Source organism: Pseudomonas sp., from assembly GCF_035497915.1.
GTDB lineage: Bacteria > Pseudomonadota > Gammaproteobacteria > Pseudomonadales > Pseudomonadaceae > Serpens.
This window is the reverse complement of the sequence record NZ_DATJCS010000048.1, coordinates 1-18,382: the sequence shown is the minus strand read 5'-3', so window position 1 is coordinate 18,382 and position 18,382 is coordinate 1. Positions and strand designations below refer to the sequence as shown.

At 65.0% G+C, this 18,382-nt stretch carries 15 protein-coding genes, 1 tRNA gene and 1 pseudogene; 6 read left to right on the top strand and 11 right to left on the bottom strand.

What is annotated here, in order from left to right; all coding sequences use genetic code 11:
* The first annotated feature begins 1 nt into the window (after position 1).
* Positions 2–77: transfer RNA gene (locus VL129_RS14190), tRNA-Thr, on the top strand.
* Between the two features lie 174 nt (positions 78–251).
* Positions 252–340: pseudogene (locus tag VL129_RS14185) on the top strand (IS5/IS1182 family transposase); the annotation flags it as partial.
* 17 nt (positions 341–357) lie between these two features.
* Here VL129_RS14185 and VL129_RS14180 read toward each other — a convergent pair.
* The 3 genes from VL129_RS14180 to VL129_RS14170 all read right to left on the bottom strand — a co-directional run bounded on the left by VL129_RS14180 (position 358) and on the right by VL129_RS14170 (position 4,074).
* Positions 358–2,205, bottom strand: coding sequence for a tetratricopeptide repeat protein (locus tag VL129_RS14180; protein WP_325413776.1), 1,848 nt, complete (start codon positions 2,203–2,205; stop codon positions 358–360).
* A gap of 156 nt (positions 2,206–2,361) precedes the next feature.
* Positions 2,362–3,120 (bottom strand): NYN domain-containing protein, encoded by a 759-nt coding sequence (locus VL129_RS14175; protein ID WP_325413970.1) that lies wholly within the window; start codon positions 3,118–3,120, stop codon positions 2,362–2,364.
* A 435-nt stretch (positions 3,121–3,555) separates the two neighbouring features.
* A complete protein-coding gene (locus tag VL129_RS14170; RefSeq protein WP_325413774.1) occupies positions 3,556–4,074 on the bottom strand; it encodes an acyloxyacyl hydrolase in 519 nt (172 codons plus the stop codon).
* Positions 4,075–4,250: 176 nt separating this feature from the next.
* Between VL129_RS14170 and VL129_RS14165 the strand changes: the two genes are divergently transcribed.
* Positions 4,251–4,994 carry an IclR family transcriptional regulator gene (locus VL129_RS14165; RefSeq protein WP_325413772.1) on the top strand — a complete coding sequence of 248 codons (744 nt, stop codon included), beginning with the start codon at positions 4,251–4,253 and terminating at the stop codon, positions 4,992–4,994.
* Between the two features lie 41 nt (positions 4,995–5,035).
* Here VL129_RS14165 and VL129_RS14160 read toward each other — a convergent pair whose 3' ends face one another.
* The 4 genes from VL129_RS14160 to VL129_RS14145 form a co-directional block, all read right to left on the bottom strand.
* Positions 5,036–5,464 carry an Hsp20/alpha crystallin family protein gene (locus VL129_RS14160; RefSeq protein ID WP_325413771.1) on the bottom strand — a complete coding sequence of 143 codons (429 nt, stop codon included), beginning with the start codon at positions 5,462–5,464 and terminating at the stop codon, positions 5,036–5,038.
* Positions 5,465–5,927: 463 nt separating this feature from the next.
* Positions 5,928–7,265 (bottom strand): sigma-54-dependent transcriptional regulator, encoded by a 1,338-nt coding sequence (locus VL129_RS14155; RefSeq protein WP_325413769.1) that lies wholly within the window; start codon positions 7,263–7,265, stop codon positions 5,928–5,930.
* On the bottom strand, positions 7,262–8,881 hold the full coding sequence (locus VL129_RS14150) for a sensor histidine kinase (protein ID WP_325413767.1): 1,620 nt from the start codon (positions 8,879–8,881) through the stop codon (positions 7,262–7,264). Before VL129_RS14150 ends, VL129_RS14155 begins: the two co-directional genes overlap by 4 nt.
* Positions 8,878–9,117, bottom strand: coding sequence for a PP0621 family protein (locus VL129_RS14145; protein WP_325413766.1), 240 nt, complete (start codon positions 9,115–9,117; stop codon positions 8,878–8,880). Before VL129_RS14145 ends, VL129_RS14150 begins: the two co-directional genes overlap by 4 nt.
* 160 nt (positions 9,118–9,277) lie before the next feature.
* On the opposite strand from VL129_RS14145, the gene VL129_RS14140 reads away from it, so the two are divergent.
* Positions 9,278–10,915 carry an NAD+ synthase gene (locus tag VL129_RS14140; RefSeq protein WP_325413765.1) on the top strand — a complete coding sequence of 546 codons (1,638 nt, stop codon included), beginning with the start codon at positions 9,278–9,280 and terminating at the stop codon, positions 10,913–10,915.
* 164 nt (positions 10,916–11,079) lie between these two features.
* Here the strand turns inward: VL129_RS14140 and VL129_RS14135 are convergent, their stop codons facing one another.
* The gene (locus VL129_RS14135; RefSeq protein WP_325413763.1) at positions 11,080–12,150 is read right to left on the bottom strand and encodes an LOG family protein; all 1,071 of its coding nucleotides are present in this window, start codon (positions 12,148–12,150) and stop codon (positions 11,080–11,082) included.
* Positions 12,151–12,182: 32 nt separating this feature from the next.
* The gene (locus VL129_RS14130) at positions 12,183–13,586 is read right to left on the bottom strand and encodes an MBL fold metallo-hydrolase (protein WP_325413761.1); all 1,404 of its coding nucleotides are present in this window, start codon (positions 13,584–13,586) and stop codon (positions 12,183–12,185) included.
* Positions 13,587–13,721: 135 nt separating this feature from the next.
* Between VL129_RS14130 and VL129_RS14125 the strand changes: the two genes are divergently transcribed.
* Positions 13,722–16,124 carry a phosphoketolase family protein gene (locus VL129_RS14125; RefSeq protein ID WP_325413759.1) on the top strand — a complete coding sequence of 801 codons (2,403 nt, stop codon included), beginning with the start codon at positions 13,722–13,724 and terminating at the stop codon, positions 16,122–16,124.
* Positions 16,125–16,202: 78 nt separating this feature from the next.
* Here VL129_RS14125 and VL129_RS14120 read toward each other — a convergent pair whose 3' ends face one another.
* Entirely contained in the window at positions 16,203–16,601 is a 399-nt protein-coding gene (locus tag VL129_RS14120) for a PA3611 family quorum-sensing-regulated virulence factor (RefSeq protein WP_325413757.1), read from the bottom strand.
* Between the two features lie 101 nt (positions 16,602–16,702).
* Here VL129_RS14120 and VL129_RS14115 point away from each other — a divergent pair, with 101 nt between their 5' ends.
* Complete coding sequence (locus tag VL129_RS14115; protein WP_325413755.1) at positions 16,703–17,422, top strand: tRNA-uridine aminocarboxypropyltransferase; 720 nt, start codon at positions 16,703–16,705, stop codon at positions 17,420–17,422.
* Here VL129_RS14115 and VL129_RS14110 read toward each other — a convergent pair.
* Entirely contained in the window at positions 17,413–18,336 is a 924-nt protein-coding gene (locus VL129_RS14110) for a DMT family transporter (RefSeq protein WP_325413753.1), read from the bottom strand. The two genes, VL129_RS14115 and VL129_RS14110, sit on opposite strands and share 10 nt — an antisense overlap.
* Between the last annotated feature and the right edge of the window lie 46 nt (positions 18,337–18,382).

The window sequence follows — 18,382 nt, the reverse complement described above, 5'->3', positions numbered from 1 at the left end:
CGCCGGAATAGCTCAGTAGGTAGAGCAGCGCACTCGTAACGCGAAGGTCGCAGGTTCGATTCCTGTTTCCGGCACCAGAACCCTTCTCCCGCATACTCCCGAATTACCCCGGATATGCGGGAAACCCCAGAGAAACCGGCCCTTGAGCCGGTTTTTTTGTGCCTGTTCCCGCGTTCGCTTGCTGAGCCTGCATGTCTTCGTGCGCTCCAGTGAGGAAAACACCGGGAATAAAGCCCTGCGTAGCGATACCCAACCGCAGGATCGGTATCCGCTACGACAAGTTGGCAAGAAGTTTCGCCGCCATGGTCACGCTGGCTTGCTGCTGCGGTGCCTGCGGTAGTGCTTTTCGTGCAAAGGCTAGATAGCCTCGGTCTCATTGAAAGCATCCCTTTCATCATCGTCAGAGATTGAATTAATTATGCGGATTTTTGCCGCTTTCTCTGAGGGATTTCTTATATAGCTTGGAGTCTTCTCCTTTATTCTTTCAAATTCCGCTATTTCGCCGGGGTGTTCTAAGTTGTGGAAATACAGCCCGCCATATATTTTTGCTAGCTGTACTGTTACTGCTGACTTTTTGGCTTGAGAAGAAAATTTGATGCCTTGGAATGCTGTTATGGATTTTTCATACCAAAAAGCTGCTTTTGGAATGTCTTTAGGGATCTGGCGACCTTGTAGGTGTGCGGCCGCCAATATCATTTGGGCTGAAAATTCTCCTTGCTGAGCACTTTTCGTAGCCCAAAATACGAACAGCTCGGGATTTTTATCTACGTATGATCCGCGCCTGTATGCATTGGCAAGGGCAATCTGGGCAACGCTGTAATCATTTTCGGCTGATTGGATAATGAGCTTTCTTGCCGCTTCAGGGTCCTTATTTACGCCCTGACCAAGGAGGTAGAGTCTACCGAGGTCGGCTTGGGCGCCAGCGCTTCCTTGCTTAGCACTTTTCTCATACCAGTGCGCAGCTTGTTGGTAGTTTTTTTTCACCCCTAATCCAAGCTCATATGCATTTCCAACTAATCGTTGGGATTGCATATGGCCGTCTTCGGCTGCTGACAGGTGCCATTTGAAGGCGTTTTTTTCATTCTTGCTTACCGCAACACCGCTTTTGTAGAAATTGCCAACAAAAAATTTTGCCTGTGCATTCCCTTTGCTTGCTGCTTCTTTGGCCCAGAAAAAAGCCTGTTTTGGATTTCTTTGCGTGCCTATTGCTTTGTCATAGAAAGTGGCGAGGTACACCTGTGCTTCTATTTTTCCCTGGTCAGCGGCTTTTTTTATCCAGTGGAACGCCAGCTCTGGATTACGCTCTACCCCGCGACCGAAATAATATAACTTGCCAAGGGAGTACTGAGCCTCGTTGAAGCCTTGCTCCGCGGATTTCTGATACCAAGCAGCCGCTAATGAATCATCTCGTTCAACACCTCGCCCGATAGCATAGGAGTCTCCAACGTTTGCCTGTGCGTAACGGTAACCTTTTTCTGCCGCCCTGTAGAACCAGGAAAAAGATTCTGGAAAATCCTGCTTGATCCCATGTCCGTTCAGATAGGAAAGGCCGACATGGTTTTCAGCTGAGGCGATTCCTTTTTTTGCTGCCTTTATGTACAAATCAAAAGCTAGCTCGTAATTCTGTTTTATGGTAGTTCCATAGTAGTAATGGTTTGCTAAGTTAACCTGACCATAAGGGTCGCCTTGCTGGGCGGCTTGGCTTAGCCAGAATAGTGCCTGGTTAATATCTTTTTCCACGCCTTTGCCTGTTTGGTAGGCAAGGCCAAGACGTGTTTTGGCCTCGGCAACCCCTAGGTTTGCAGCTTTACTTAGAAGCTCTAACGATTTGGTGGCCGATTGCCTGACTGCTCTGCCTTCCTGATAGGCCAAGGCGAGGGCGAGGTAAGATTGCGGATACCCTTGATTGGCTGATTTGGTGTACCAGGAAAAGGCGGACTCGAAGTCACCGTCCAGCTCTTCTAAGTAGCCGATACGATATTGGGCGCTGGGGTCCCCTTGGATCGCTGCTTTAAGTATTAAGTATCTATTTTCAAGATCTTTAGAGTTTGCTTTTTTTTTGCGATTTTCTTCTCCTCTTTCTGATTTTTCTATTGAGCTCCGGATGGATTCATTATTAGGGCTGAAGTTTTTTGGTTTGTTAGGGAAGCTTGTACTGCAGGCAGCTGCAGTTGATAGGAGCAAAAGGAGGATGATTTTTTGCATGCTTATCGTGCTGATCCATCAAGCTATTGGATGAATGGGCTTGCCATCAGGGCATCGAATTCTACTTGCCCCGTAAGATGAAGCTTATTCTATCGAAACGGTAGGTCGTTATAGTGGTATTACAAGGACAAAAATTTATTTTTCCCGTCCCATCCATTACCCAGCCGCCACCTTTTCTTCCCTGCCCGCCAACATCACCGTCCAGTGCCCACCCGGTTCCTGATTGGCAACCAGCAGGTCGTAGGTCTTGATCATGTCCAGAAGGCCGGAGTGGCCGTAGTTCTTGGGCGAGAATGCCGGGTCGGTGCGGCGCAGGTAGTTGCCCAGGGCGCCCATGGATACTTTGCCGTCGCTGGTGTTGCTGGCCATCAGCGAGACGGCTTCCACCACAAAGCGGGGACGCAATTTCACAGGGGGCTTGCTGGGTTCGGTGCGTTTGGGTGTGGTGTCGCTTTTATCGTTGCTGGTCTCTTCTTCGCGGACCCATTCGAAGAAGTTGTCGCTGGCGTTGCGCAGGGCATCCGGAGTTTTGGCTTCGCCGACGATAAACACCATGGCGCCGCGCTCACGCAGCTTGCGGCACAGGTAGGCAAAGTCAGAGTCGCTGGTGACCAGGCAGAAGGCGTCGGCTTTGTCGTCGAAGTGCGCCTCCAGGGTATCGAGGGCCAGGGCGATGTCGGAGGTGTTTTTGCCGGCGGCGTATTGGTATTGCAGGCAAGGTGTGAAGGCCTGGCGAACCAGCGCGTCCTGCCAGCGGTTGGCCAGGGTAGTGTGGTTGCCGTAGCCGCGGCGCATGACCACCCGGCCAAACTGCGCGGCGATGCGCAAGGCATGTTCCAGAATGTCCGGGGATACGTTGTCGCAATCCACCAGTACGGCGACGCGCATGTCTCCTTCGGCGTGATTTCCATTCATTGCCTGAATCTCCCTAAGTCCTTCGGCGTGAGGCTGTTTGGCCTGCCGGATCATAAGCCATCAGAGCGACATCACGTGAAGATGCAACGCGCACGGCGTTGTCCCGGGCGCCGGGAAAGGGGCCAGTCGAGGACCTGATCGACTCGGCGCGAGACATGGTCTTGATGCTGAATGCCGTGGGGCTCGAAAAGTAGCCAGCCAGACGGCCCGGAGCGGCGTAGGTGACACGTCGCGCCGGCGTGCACCCGGCGGCCAGAAAGGCGCTGACCGCCCTACGGCCGTGGCGGAGGCGACGGCCCTGCGAGTAGCGCCCGCCCTACGGCTGCGGCACGAGCGGCTCAGGGTGCAGCCGGATGCCAATGCGCATCTCCGAAACGCCTTCGGCGTGCAGCACGGGATGAGTGCGGTCCGCCCGCCTGACGCGGGCAGGGCCCGCTACAGCGGCCGGCTGACGAACAGCGCGTAGCTCTCGATGCCTTCGTTGGGCATCTTCAGCCCCGCGTTGGAGTAGTGGATGGCGCGCAGGCCGAGGCGGGTTCCGTCGGCCAGGCGCAGGCCGGCGCCGAGGCGGTCTTCGAAGTGGAACGCCGAGCTCATGTTGCGGTGGCCCACGTCCGTGGCGGAGAACAGCGCCACGCCCACACCCGCCTCGATGAAGGGGCGCGCTCCCGGGGCGGCGAATTCGTAGACGAACACCGGGCTGAAGGACAGGCTGTGCGCCGCGCTGTGTTCGCCCGCCTGCCAGTGGGTGTAGGCGGCGTCCCAGTAACCGCCGAGATGGCCGAGGTCGCTTTCCAGCCAGCGGGGTTGCCAGTCGCGGGACACGCCCAGGCGGTAGGTCAGTTCGCCCTGGGCAGTGGTGCCCAGCGCGGCCGAGCCGTCGAGGGCGGAGGCGGCGGTGGCGCCGAACAGGCAGCCGGCGCCGAGTAGCGAGAGGAGCAGCGGGCGTGACATCAAAAACTCCGATCTGTATCGCTAAGTGGAATGCTGTATCGGGATGCGGAATCTAAAGAGGCCGAGTATTTTCGTCAACCTCGGGCGCGGGCTCTGGTCCGGGATCTGTGCACGATTGCCCCGGGGCGCGCAGGGTCATTACAGTAGGTGCCCCGCCGATCAGTGTGTGTCAAAAGATGAAAGATGTTTCCGAGGAAGCCCTGGACATGGGCCGGCAATCCGGTATCCAGGTGATTGCCCGTTCCGCTGCCATCATGCGGGTGCTGGGCAAGAACCCGCAGGGGCTGAGCCTGGCGGCCATCGCCCAGCTCGTCGACCTGCCGCGCTCCACGGTGCAGCGCATCATCAACGCGCTGCAGGAGGAGCTGATGGTCGAGCCGCTGGGGCCGGGCGGCGGTTTTCGCCTCGGGCCGGCGCTCGGGCATCTGATCAACCAGACGCAGTGCGACATCATTTCCCAGACCCGGCCGCTGCTGGCCGCGCTGTCCGACCAGCTGGGCGAGTCGGTCTGCCTGTGCCGGCGCTCCGGCGATCAGGTGCAGATCATCGAGCGCATCGTGGCCGAGCGGGAGCTGCGCGTGGTGCTGCCCATCGGCGCCCACGGGCCGGCTATCCGGGTGGCGGCGGGCCGGGCGCTGCTGGCGCTGGAGCCGGACGCCTGTCTGGAGCACCTGCTGCCGGAGGCGCCCGCCGAGCTGCGCGATCAGCTGGCGGCGATCCGCGCCGACGGTTGGGCCAGTGGGTCCGATGAGATGCTGGAAGGCGTCAGCTCGTACGCGGTGGTGGTGGACACCTACATGGGGCTGTTCGCCGTGGCGGTGGTGGCGCCGACCGCGCGCGTCCACCGTTCGGAAGAAATCCGCACCGCGCTGCTGGAGTGCAAGCGCAGCATCGAGCGCGCCATCGGTCGCCAGGCCTGACAGGCGGCAAGCGGGGCGTGCCCGCCTGCCGTGGCGCGGGTTTATTCGATGCTCAGCTGGCGCGAGCTGCCGCCCTGTTTCCTGGGCAGGGTCAGTTTCAGCACGCCATTCTCGTAGCGCGCCTTGCACTGGTCGGTGTCGATTTCCGCCGGCAGCTGGATGCTGCGCGACACCGAGCCGTAGTAGCGCTCCGAGCGCAACACGCGTTCGCCTTCCTTCTGCTCGTCGAGCTGCTGGACTTCGGCGCGCAGGCTGACCTGGTTGCCGTCGATGGAGACCTGGATGTTGTCCTTGTTCACGCCGGGCACTTCGGCCTCGATGCTGTAGCCCTCGTCGGTTTCCTTCACGTCGATGCGGATCTGCGAGGGCGAGGGCAGGGCGTCGCCGTGCAGCGGCTGGACGTAGAAGCCGGGGGCGAAGTCCTTGAAGAAGTCGTCGAACAGATTTCCGCGCGTCATCAGTGATTTCATGCTGGAGCCTCCTCTTTCCGTGGGATGCGGCCCGGGTGGGCCAGTACTCCATATGAGCCTAGCCGCGGGGGATTCACGCTGCCGTCCGACGGATGAGCCGCTGCCGGGATATACCCGGCCCTACAGGTTCACGGCGCCGCTCGGCAGATCGGAGAAACGTTGTAGGGCCGGCTTTATGCCGGCCAGCGGAGTTGACCTTCACGCCCCGGCTCGGCCCCCACCACCGTCGGCCGGGATAAACCCGGCCCCACAGGGAGATCGGCGTCGCTTGCACGCTGGGTGGGGGCATCTGTAGGGCCGGCTTTACGCCGGCCGAGGGCGCTGGATCTCTGTTGCGGTGTCGTTCCTACCCGCGTCGGCCGGGATAAACCCGGCCCTACAGGGGGCCGTGTCGCTTGCACGCTGGGTGGGCCTCTGTAGGGCCGGCTTTACGCCGGCCGAGGGCGCTGAATCTGATCGGGGTTCAATCCAGGCCGAGCTTCTTCAGCCGGTAGCGCATCGAGCGGAAGGTCAGGCCCAGGCGCTGGGCGGCGGCGGTGCGGTTCCAGCGGGTTTCCTCCAGAGCCTGGAGGATCAGGGTGCGTTCGATGGTCTCCAGGTAGTCTTCCAGGTCGCTGACCTGGGCCAGGCCGCCGCTGACGGGGTCCGACGCGGCGGGGGCGTCGGCGAAGCGCAGGTCGCTGACGCGGATGGTGTCGGCCTCGCACAGGGTGTAGGCGCGCTCGAGGATGTTCTCCAGCTCGCGCACGTTGCCGGGGAAGCGATAGCCGCGCAGCTTTTCCAGGGCTTCGGGGTGCAGGCGCGCGGGGGGCTGGCCGCTGCCATCGGCCAGGCGCTGCAGCATGCTTTCGGCGAGCAGGCCGATGTCCTCGCGACGCTCGCGCAACGGCGGCACGCGCTGTTCGATGACGTTGAGGCGGTAGTAGAGGTCCTGGCGGAAGCGGCCGGCGGCCACTTCGGCGGCCAGGTCCTTGTGGGTGGCGCTGAGGATGCGCACGTCCACCGCCACTTCCTGCTGACCGCCGACCGGGCGCACGGCCTTTTCCTGGATGGCGCGCAGCAGCTTGACCTGCATGGGCAGCGGCAGGTCGGCCACCTCGTCGAGGAACAGCGTGCCGCCATTGGCCGCCTGGAACAGGCCCTGCTTGTCCTCGATGGCGCCAGTGAAGCTGCCCTTGCGGTGGCCGAAGAACTCGCTCTCCATCAGTTCGCTGGGAATCGCCCCGCAGTTGACCGGCACGAACGGCCGCTCGGCGCGCGGACCCAGGTCGTGGATCTGCCGGGCCACCAGTTCCTTGCCGCTGCCGGATTCGCCGCTGATGTACACCGGCGCCTGGCTGCGCGCCAGCTTGTCGATCTGCTTGCGCAGCGCCTTCATCGGCGGCGAGTCGCCGATCAGGCGGCTGTCCACCGCCTTTTCGTTCGAGGAAGCCTGCTGCAGGCGCAGCGCGGTATTCACCAGTTCGCGCAGGCGGGGCAGATCCACCGGTTTGGTCAGGTAGTCGAAGGCACCGGCCTTGAGGGCGTTGATCGCGGTGTCCAGGCTGCCGTAGGCGGTGATCATCGCCACCGGCACCTGCGGATGGCGCTGCTGCATGTACTGCACCAGTTCCATGCCGGTGCCGTCCGGCAGGCGCATGTCCGTCAGGCACAGGTCGAAACGCTCGCGGGCCAGGCAGTCGCGGGCCTCCTTGAGGTTGCGCGCGCAGCAGGTGTCGAGCTTCATGCGCCCGAGGGTGATCTCGAGCAGCTCGCGGATATCGGGTTCGTCGTCGACGATCAGGGCTTTCTGGCGACTCATGTCTGGCTCTTGTTGTTAGGGCTGGGTGTCCAGCTCATCTTGCGGGGGTGGGCGAAGGTGATGCGAAAACAGCTGCCGCCCTCGGGGCGCGGGTAGTAGGCGAGGCGGGCCTGGTTGCTCTCGCAGAGCTCGCGGGAGAGGTACAGGCCAAGGCCGGTGCCCTTGCTGTCCGTGGTGTAGAAGGGCTCGAAGATGTGCTGCTGCTGGTCGGCGTCGATGCCGGGGCCGTCGTCGAGCACGTCCAGCACCGGCAGGTCGCTGTCCGGGTCGCGGTACAGGCGCATCCACACCTGGCCGCGCGCGTTGTATCGGGCGCTGTAGCGCAGGCCGTTCTGCACCAGGTTGCTGAGGATCTGCGTCAGCTGGTGCGGGTCGAAGCGCGTCTGGATGCTGCCGCCGGCGGTCTGCAGGTGCAGCTGCTGGTCGGACGTGGCGCTCTGGCGGAACTCGCTGGCGAAGCGGTGCAGCCAGTACTTGAGGTCGAGCAGCTGCGGCGCGGCCTGGCGGCGCCGCGACAGTTGCAGCACGTTCTCGATCACGTGGTTCATGCGCCGCGACTGGTCCTGGACGATCTGCGCCAGACGCCGGTCGGGTTGGGGCAGCTCGTCGGATTCGAGCAGCAGCTGCGCGGCGTGGCTGATGGCGCCCAGCGGGTTGCGGATCTCGTGGGCGATGCCGGCCGTCAGGCGGCCCAGGGACACCAGTTTCATTTCCTGGGCGTGCTGGGTGATCTCAGAAATGTCCTCGATGAACACCAGGGTGTTGAGCGCCTGGCCATGCTGCAGGCTGGCGAAGCTTGGCTGCAGGGTGCGCGCATCCTCGCCGCAGGACAGGCTCTGCGGCCGCCGGCTGGGGTTGTAGCTCCACTGGCGCAGGCGTTCGAGCAGCTCGGGGCAGACGCTGTCCAACGGCTGGTCGCCGATCGCTTGGCCCAGCATCTGCCGGGCGCCGGGATTGGCCAGCAGCACGTGATGCTGCGGATCGAGCACCAGGATGCCGGTGCGCATGCGCTGCAGGATCAGGCTGTTGAGGGCTTCCAGATTGGCCACATCGTCGGCGCGCTGGCGCGCCAGCCGTTCGCTGACCTGCAGGCGGCGGGCCAGGCTCTGCACGGTGAGCGCCACGGCGAAGCACAGGGCGCCCAGCGCGCCGGCCTGGATGAACTGGCTACTGGCGGCCGGCTGGCTGAGGCTCAGCTGGAAGGTCAGCAGCACCACGGACAGCGCGGCCACGGCGGCGATCAGCAGACCGCTGCGGCCGGCCAGCAGCAGGTTGGCGATGGCCACGGCGATGATCATCAGGCTGGCCAGGCCGCTGGGCATGCCGCCGGCGGCGTAGAACAGCGCGCCGAGCAGCAGCACGTCGAGCAGGGCGATGGCGAAGAACTGCGGACCCTGGGCGCGCTGCACCAGCAGCGCGGCGATGATGTTGAGGATCAGGTAGGTCCAGCTGCCGAAGCGAAACAGCTGGATGTGGGCCAGTTCCAGCAGGCGGTGGTCGAGGTTGCTGGAAATCAGCAGCACCAGCAGCAGGCCGACGCCCAGGCGATAGAGATGGTACAGGCGCAGCGCCCGTTGGCCGGGATCAAGGCCAAGCGTGACGCCAAGCGCAATCACGGCTGACGGTGATCCTGTTCCAGATGGGCCTGGCTGCAGAACCAGCGGTCACCGTCCTTCAGCGCCTGCGACAGCGGGACATGGGTCTGGCAGTGGGCGCAGCGCACCATGGGGCGGGGATCGGCCGAAGGTGGCGTCTGTTTCTGCGCGCGCAGGGCAGGGCGGATGTAGCGACGCCACAGCCAGAAGGCCGCAACGAGCAGGGCAACGAACAACAGCAGGCGAACCAGACCCATGAACTTTCTCGATGAACGTGGAAGGCACGAAGTGTATCCAAGCTGAAGGTGCAGGCACAGCGGCCAATGGCCACGCTGTGCGTTGTTTCCAGGGGCGCCGTTGCGGGACAATGCCGGCCAAGGCGCCGGTCGGTGCCGGGATCTTTGGATGGAGACGGCCATGAGCCAAACCCTGCGGGTCGTGATGGCCCAGCTGAACCTGCGCGTGGGCGATATCCACGGCAATGTCGAACGCATCATCGAGGCGGCGATCAGCGCCCGCGACCAGCGTCAGGCGGACGTCATCCTGTTTCCCGAGCTGGCGCTGTGCGGCTATCCGCCGGAGGATCTGCTGCTGCGCTCGAGCATGCAGCTGCGCATCGAGGCGGGCCTGCGCCGCCTGCGCGACGAGGTGCGCGGCATCTACCTGGTGGTCGGTTATCCCTGGCTGGAAGACGACAAGCGCTACAACGCGGCGGCGGTGATCGCCGACGGCGAGCTGCTGGCCACTTACTACAAGCAGCAGTTGCCCAACTACCGGGTGTTCGACGAGAAGCGCTATTTCGAGCCGGGCCACGAGGCCTGCGTGGTGGACATCAAGGGCGTGCCGGTGGCCATCAGCATCTGCGAGGACATCTGGTTCCCCGGGCCGATGGCCCAGGCGCGCGAGGCGGGCGCGCAGCTCATGCTCAGCCTGAATGCCTCGCCGTTCCACCTCGACAAGCAGCGCGAGCGCGAGGAAATCCTTGCCCAGCGTGCCCGCGAAGGCGGCATGCCGGTGGTCTACGTGAACCAGGTGGGCGGTCAGGACGAGCTGGTGTTCGACGGCGGCAGCTGTGTGGTGGATGCCGATGGGCGCGTCTGCCAGCGCGCACAGATGTACGAGGAGTGCCTGTTCCCGGCGGACCTGCACTGCGACGGAGCCGGCGTGGTGGTGCCGCACAACCCTCCCGCGCCGCTACCGGAGCTGGAGGCCAGCGTCTATCAGGCGCTGGTGGTCGGGGTGCGCGACTACGTGGCCAAGAACGGTTTCAAGGGTGTGGTGCTGGGGCTGTCCGGCGGCATCGACTCCGCGCTGACCCTGGCGGTGGCGGTGGATGCGCTGGGCGCCGAACGGGTCGAGGCGGTGATGATGCCCTACCACTACACCGCACAGATGAGCCTGGAGGACGCCGAGCAACAGGCGCGTACCCTGGGCGTCGCCTACCGGGTGCTGCCGATCGCCGCGATGGTCGAGGCCTTCATGGGCGGCCTGGCGCCGGTGTTCGAGGGGCTGGGTCGCGACACCACCGAGGAGAACCTGCAGGCGCGCTGCCGCGGCACGCTGCTGATGGCCATTTCCAACAAGAAGGGCAGCCTGGTGCTGACCACCGGCAACAAGAGCGAGGTGGCGGTCGGCTACTGCACGCTGTATGGCGACATGGCCGGCGGGTTCGATGTGCTCAAGGATGTGCCCAAGACCCTGGTGTTCCGCCTGTGCGAGTACCGCAACGCGCGGGGGCAGGGCGAGATCATTCCGCAGCGGGTCATCGACCGGCCGCCGTCAGCCGAGCTGGCGCCCGGCCAGAAGGACGAGGATTCGCTGCCGCCGTATCCGGTGCTCGACGAGATCCTCAAGCTGTATATCGAGTACGACCTGTCGGCCAACGCCATCATCGCCGAGGGCTTCGACGCCGACACGGTGCGCCGCGTGCTGCGCCTGGTCGACCTCAACGAGTACAAGCGCCGCCAGGCCGCCGTCGGCCCGCGCATCACCCAGCGCGGCTTCGGGCGTGACCGGCGCTACCCGATCACCTCCGGGTGGCGGCTGGGGGATTAGGTCGGCTGAACCGGAATCCTCTGGGGCCGGCTTTACGCCGGCCTACGGAGCCGTCGGCCGGTCAGATCCCGATTCTGTAGGAGCGGCTTCAGCCGCGATGCTCTACCGACGCCGATCGCGGCTGAAGCCGCTCCTACAGATACACAGGTACAGGGCCTTGGCAATCAGGCCCAGTTCGCCGGGTCGTTGACCACATCCAGCAGTTCGCGCAGGCGGCCGTGGTCGCGGGCGTTGAAGGTGAACACCAGGCGCGGCAAACGGCACAGTTCGGCGTCGTCCTCGTCGGTCTGGCAGCTTTCCTGCTGTTCGAAGCCGCCGCTCAGGCACAGGTCGGCGAACTCCTCGTGCAGGCGGCCCAGGGCCGCGTCGCTCAGAGCATGGTTCATGCGCAGGATGTACTGGCCCTTCAGCCAGCGGCTGGAGTGGTAGTTGCCGTAGAAGCGGGCGATCTCCGCCACCGCGTCCTCGGCGCTGTGCACCAGGCGCATCAGGTGCATGTCGCTGGGCAGGATGTAGCGATGCCCCAGCAACTGGCGCTGCATGAAGCCCAGGGCATCCTCCCAGTAAGTGCCGCCCGGCTCGTCGAGCAGAATCACCGGCACCAGCGGGCTCTTGCCGGTCTGGATCAGGGTCAGCACTTCCAGCGCCTCGTCCAGGGTGCCGAAGCCGCCGGGGCAGAGCACCAGGGCGTCGGCTTCCTTGACGAAGAACAGCTTGCGGGTGAAGAAGAAGTGGAACGACAGCAGGTTGTCGGTGCCCTCCACCGTGGCGTTGGCGTGCTGCTCGAAGGGCAGGGTGATGTTCAGGCCGATGCTGTTTTCCAGCCCGGCGCCTTCATGGGCGGCGGCCATGATGCCGCCGCCGGCGCCGGTGATCACCATCAGGTCGCGCTTGGCCAGCAGCTCGCCCAGCTTCACCGCCAGGGCGTACATCGGATGGTCGACCGGCGTGCGCGCCGAGCCGAACACGGTCACCTTGCGGCGGCGCTTGAACTTGTCCAGCGCGCTGAAGGAGCGCTCCAGCTCGCGCAGGGCCTGGGCCATGATCTTGGCGTCCCAGCGATTGCGGTCGGCCTGGGCCATGCGCATCACGGTGGTGAGCATGCCCTTGTACAGCTCCAGGTTGGGGCTGGACTCGGGCACGATCAGGCGGGTCAGTTCCTCCACCTTGGCACTCAGGTCGATGCCGCTGGCGCGGAACGGGCGGGACAGGTAATCGTCCGATTCGAAAGCCATTGAAACTCTCCGTTTAATTCGGGTTGGATCCTTCAGAGGGCGATGCGGTCACCGGGTTCGGGGATGTTGGCCTCCCAGCCCAGGCGATGACGCAGCGCACCCTGCAGGGCAAGCATCTTTTCCAGCTCGCCGTGCACCAGGTGCAGTTCCGGCCGCTGGCTGAAATGGCTGGCCCAGTCGAGCAGCTGCGACTGGCCGGCGTGGGCGGAGAAGCCGCCCAGGGTGTGTACCTTGGCCTTGACCATGATCTGCTGGTGCAGCAGGCGCACGCGGTCGGCGCCGTCGACGATGGCGCGGCCCAGGGTGCCGCGCGCCTGGAAGCCGGTGAACACCACGTGGCACTCCGGTCGCCAGAGGTTGTGCTTGAAGTGGTGCAGGATGCGCCCGCCGTTACACATGCCGCTGCCGGCGATGATGATCGCCCCGCTGGTCACCCGGTTGATGGCCATGGACTCCTCGGGCGTGGGGGTCGAACGCAGGATCGGCAGCAGGTCGGCGACCTTGCGCACGCCCATGCCCTGCAGGCGCTCCAGCTCCACGGGGTCGAGCTGTTCGAGGTAGCGACTGTAGATGCCGTTGGCGCGGATCGCCATCGGGCTGTCGAGGAACACCGCCTGCTGCGGCAGGCGGCCTTCGTGGTAGAAGCGCCCCAGGTGGTAGATCAGGTCCTGGGTGCGGCCGATGGCGAAGGCCGGGATCAGCACGTTGCCGCCGTCCTTGTGGGCCTGTTGCAGGACGGCAAGGAACTCCTCGAGGGTGTCGTCGCTGCAGCGGTGGTCGCGGTCGCCGTAGGTGGATTCCATCAGCAGCACATCGGCCTGCTCGAGAATCGCCGGGCTGCGCATCAGCGGGGTGCAGTCGTTGCCCAGGTCGCCGGAGAACACCAGGCGGCGGGTGCGGCCCAGGTCGTTGACATCCAGCTGGACGATCGCCGAGCCGAGGATGTGCCCGGCATCGTGAAGGGTCACGCTGACCCCGGGCACCACTTCCTCGCGCTGCTCGTAGCTCAGCGGGCGGCACTGGCGCAGCACCTGGTCGGCGTCATCGCCGGTGTACAGCGGGGCGATGGGTTTCTGGCCGCGCCGGGCGCGCCACTTGTTCTCCCACTCGGCATCCTTCTCCTGCAGGTGCGCGGCGTCGTGCAGCATCAGCTCCAGCAGGGCGCAACTGGCCTCGGTGGCGAAGATCGGGCCGCGATAGCCTTCCTTGGTCAGGCGCGGCAGCAGTCCGCTATGGTCGATATGCGCGTGGGAGATGACCACGGCATCGATGTCTTTCGGACGGAAGGGAAAGGCCCGTCGGTTGTTGCTTTCCTCCTCGCGCCGGCCCTGGTGCATGCCGCAATCGAGCAGCACGCGCTTGCCTTCGTGGGTTTCCAGCAGGTAGCAGGAACCGGTGACCTGCCGGATGGCGCCGAGAAAACTGAGTAAAGCCATGATTGAACCTATTCCTTGCCTACAGGGTTACAGTCTGTGCGGAGCGTGGCCGGGCGGTCTTGATACATGTCAGCCCCCCCGGCGCGGGTGCCCCTTACACTAACCGAACTTAACGAGATGACGGAGCCTGTTGCCATGCATCAACTTCTGCCGAGCCCCGCCGAGCTGGCCGAACATGCCCGGAACGAGCCGGAGTTCGCCCGCTGGAGCGAGGGTTATGGTCCCTTTACGCACAGTGACGAAACCCGCGCCGCCGCCTTCCGAATGGCCCACCAGCTGGTGCAGGCGGGCCTGCAGCCGGACCTGGCCAGCGTGTACCGCCTGCTGCAGGGCCTGGACCGGCTGAGCGCCGCCGGGCTGTGGCTGGTGGTGCACATGACCTACGCGCGCCGCGTGCGCCTGGATGGCGCGCCGCTGGGCGAGGATGACTTCAAGGCGCAGCCCGAAGGCCATACCGGTGGCGCGCTGAACATCGTGCCGGCCTATGCCGGCTATCTGGCGCTGAATGCCCTGACCGGTCAGACCCGCGGCTGGATGATGGGCCAGGGCCACTGCGTGGCGGCCATCGAGGCCATCAACCTGCTGGTGGGCAACCAGCATCCCGAACAGGCCGAGCGCTACAGCTTCGACGAGGCCGGCATGAGCCGCCTGGCCGCTGATTTCTACAGCTACGCGCAGACCCCCGAGGGCCTGCCGGGCGTGCCGCTGGGCAGCCACGTCAACCCGCACACCGCCGGCGGCATCGCCGAGGGCGGCTACCTGGGCTTCGCCGAACTGCAGTACGCGCACCTGCCGCTGCCGGGCGAAACGCTGGTCACCTTCCTCTCCGACGGCGCCGCCGAGGAGCAGCGCGGCAGCGACTGGGTGCCGCGCTGGTGGCGCGCCGAGGATTGCGGCACCGCCCTGCCGGTGATGATCGCCAACGGCCGGCGCATCGAGCAGCGCACCGAACTGGGCACCCATGAAGGGCTGGAAGGCTTCGTCCAGCACCTGCGCCGCTGCGGCTTCGACCCGATGCGCCTGGACGGTCGCGACCCGGCTGCCTTCGTCTGCACCCTGTGGGAAATGGAACAGCGCCTGGCGCGCCGCGTGGACGAGAAGAATCGCGGCATCCTGCATTACCCGCTGCCGATTCCCTACGCCATCGCCGAAACCACCAAGGGCTTCGGCTTCTACGGTGCGGCCAGCAACGCGGCGCACAACCTGCCGCTGCCGGGCAATCCGTCCCGTGACGAGGCGGCCCGCGCGCTGTTCAACACCCATGCCGCGCCGCTGTATGTGCCCTTCGACGAGCTGGGCGAGGTCCGCGCGCTGTTCGCCGCACGCGGCACCCGACCGCTGGAGCGCGATCACGCCCTGGCGGTACGCCATCCCGAAACACCGGTGATTCCCGAGCTGCATTACCGCGACGACGCCTGTTCGCCGATGGCGGCGCTGGATCGCTTCTTCGTCGACCTGACCGCCGCCAACCCGCAGCTGCGTCCGCGCGTCGGCAACCCGGACGAGCTGGCCAGCAACCGCCTGGGCGGTGTACTCAAGGCGCTCAAGCACCGGGTCAGCGAGCCGGAAGGCGAGCTGGAGGCGGTGGACGGCAAGATCATCACCGCCCTCAACGAGGAGGCCGTGGTCTCCGCCTGCCTGGGCAACCAGGGCGGCCTGAACCTGGTCGCCAGCTACGAGGCGTTCTGCGTGAAGATGCTCGGCGCGGTGCGCCAGAGCGTCATCTACGCCCGCCAGCAGAAGGAAGTCGGTCGTCCGGCCGGCTGGCTGGGCTTCCCGATCGTGGCGACCTCGCACACCTGGGAGAACGGCAAGAACCAGCAGTCGCACCAGGACACCACCTTCTGCGAGGCATTGCTGGGCGAGATGAGTGACGTGTCGCGGGTGCTGTTTCCGGCCGACCACAACAGCGCGCTGGCGCTGCTGCCGCAGATCTACCAGGCGCGTGGCCAACTGGCCTGCATGGTCATTCCCAAGCGCGACCGGCCGAGCTACTTCACCCGCGCCCAGGCCGAGCAGCTGGCATGTGACGGTGCCATCGTCGTCGAAGACGTGCCCGGCAACGATCCGCTGCTGCTGATCGCCAACGGCAGTTACCAGCTGGGCGAGATGCTGCGCGCCTGCCAGCGCCTCAAGGAGGCCGACTGCGCCTACCGGCTGGTCTACCTGCAGGAACCGGGGCGCTTCCGCGCGCCGCGCGACCAGTGGGAGCTGGAGGCAATGGCGGACGGCGCATTGACCGAACAGCTGTTCCCGGAAAGCCATCCACGGCGCATTCTGCTCACCCACATGCGTCCGGAAGTGGCCCGTGGCGTGCTCTGGCCGATCTTCCCCGACACCCGCCTGAGCGGCGTGCTGGGGTATCGCAACCGGGGCGGCACGTTCGACGAGCCCGGCATGCTGTTCGCCAACCGCAGCACCTGGGCCAATGTGCTGGCCTCCTGCGCGCGGGTGCTGAACATGCCGCGCACCGCGCTGCTGACCGGCGAGGAAGCGGCGACCCTGGCCGGCAAGGGCGATCCGCAAGTGCTGCGCTGAGCCGATGCACGCTCCCTGTAGGAGCGGCTTCAGCCGCGATGTGTTTGGGGGTAATCCCGGTCGCGGCTGAAGCCCCTCCTACAGGTCGGTGCAATCCTCGGCCAGGAAGCTTTCGCTGGCCACCGGCCAGTTGCTGCCTTCCTCGCTGAACTGGTAGCGCAGCACCGCGCCATGGGACAGCAGCAGGCGGAAGTTGGTGTTGCCACACACGCTGGCCGCCAGTTGGCGCCGTACCGCCGCCGGATTGCGGCGCATCTTTTCGGCATGCGCCGGGCGCACGCTGAGGTGGTTGATCAGCGTGTGTCCGTCCACGGTGAAGCCCCGGTCGGTGATGTCCGGGCTGATCGCGCGCGGTGTGCCCTGGCTGCTGTCACGGGCGATGCGTTGCAGGTCGCGGATCAGGCGTTCCTCTTGCGGCGTGGCGGCCTGGACAGGCGGCCATGCGGCCAGCAGCAAAACCATCAGCAGGACAGGCATCGCACGCTCCTCGACCGGGCCCGATCATTCGACCCGGGCGGACCGTGGGTGTTCGGCGCCTTCTGCTAGACTGCGCGCCCTTTCGAACACAGCGATCGCCCATGCATGCCGTAGCCCGACTGCGCACCGAGCGCCTGGCGCGCAGCCTGAAACCCTTCGTCGCGCGCGGCTCGCGCATCGACCGCTGCCCGCGCTGCCGGGTCGCCCCCGCCTATTGCCTGTGTCCCTGGACGCCGCGCGTCGCCACCCGGGCCGGCATGTGCCTGGTGATGCACGACATCGAGGCGCTCAAGCCCACCAATACCGGCTGGCTGATCGGCGATGTGGTGCCGGACACCTTCGCCTACGGCTGGTCACGGGTGGAGGTGGATGCGCGCCTGGAGGCGCTGCTGGCCGATCCGCAGTGGCAACCCTATGTGGTGTTCCCCGCCGAATATGCCGAGCCCGCGCGGGTGGTGGAAACGGTGGCGCCGACCGCCGGCAAGCGGCCGCTGTTCATCCTGCTGGACGCCACCTGGACCGAGGCGCGCAAGATGTTTCGCAAGAGCCCGTACCTGGATCATCTGCCGGTGCTCAGCCTGCAGCCGGAACAGCTGTCGCGCTACCGGCTGCGTCGCTCGACCCGCGCCGAGCACCTGTGCACCGCCGAGGTGGCGGCGCTGTGTCTGGAGCTGTCCGGCGACCAGAAGGCCGCCGAGGCGCTGGGCGATCATTTCGAACTGTTCACCGAACACTACCTGGCGGCCAAGCATCATCGGGCGGTCGATCCCGATGATGCGCTGCATCGGCGCCTGCGCGAGCTGGCCGCCGTTCAGGCCTGAGTGACGGTCGGCGCGGCGGCTGCGGCCTGCGCCTTGCGCTGCGGCCAGAGCTGCGCGATCAGCATGCCGGCCAGCATGATGGCGGCGCCCAGGTAGCTCTTGATGGTCAGGCTTTCGTCGAGGAACAGCCAGCCGGCGATGGCGGCGAACACCGCCTCCAGCGACAGGATGATCGCCGCGTGGGAAGGAATGGCATCCTTCTGCGCTACCACCTGCAGGGTGTAGCCGACGGCGACCGCGAAGCAGCCGCCATACAGCACCGCCGGCGCGGCGGCGACGATGGAAGCCCATTCGATGGGCTCCAGCGCGAGGGCCAGCAGCAGGCTGACCAGGGCGCAGACCAGGAACTGCAGGATGGACAGGCGCAGCGGGTCGTAGCGGCTGGCGAAGAAGCCCACCAGCAATACGTGCACACCCCAGACGAAGGCGCCGGCCAGCTGCAGCCAGTCGCCGGAGGCCACCTGGAAGTTCTCGCCTACGCTGAGCAGGAACATGCCGAACACGGCCAGCAGCGCGCCCAGCCAGGTGCCCAGTCCGGCGCGCTGGCCAATGAACAGGCCGAGCAGAGGGACCACGATTACGTACAACCCGGTGATGAAGCCGGAGTTGGTCACCGAGGTGAACAGCAGGCCGACCTGTTGCAGGTTGATGCCCACGGTCAACGCCAGGCCCATCAGCACGCCACCCAGCAACAGGGGGCGATGCGCGAAACCCGGTGCCCTGGCCTGGCCGAGCGAGCGCCGTTGCAGGAGCAGCAGCGGCATCAGCACCAGCGCGCCGAGCAGGAAACGCAGACCGGTGAACAGGAAGGGGCCGATGTCGTCCATGCCCACGCGCTGGGCGACGAAGGCGGTTCCCCAGATCATGGCAGTGATCAGCATCAACAGATCGGCGCGCAGGGCATTGGATTGCATACGGACATCTCGAAAAAAAAGGCGCAAACTTTGCCCCAAAGTGCGA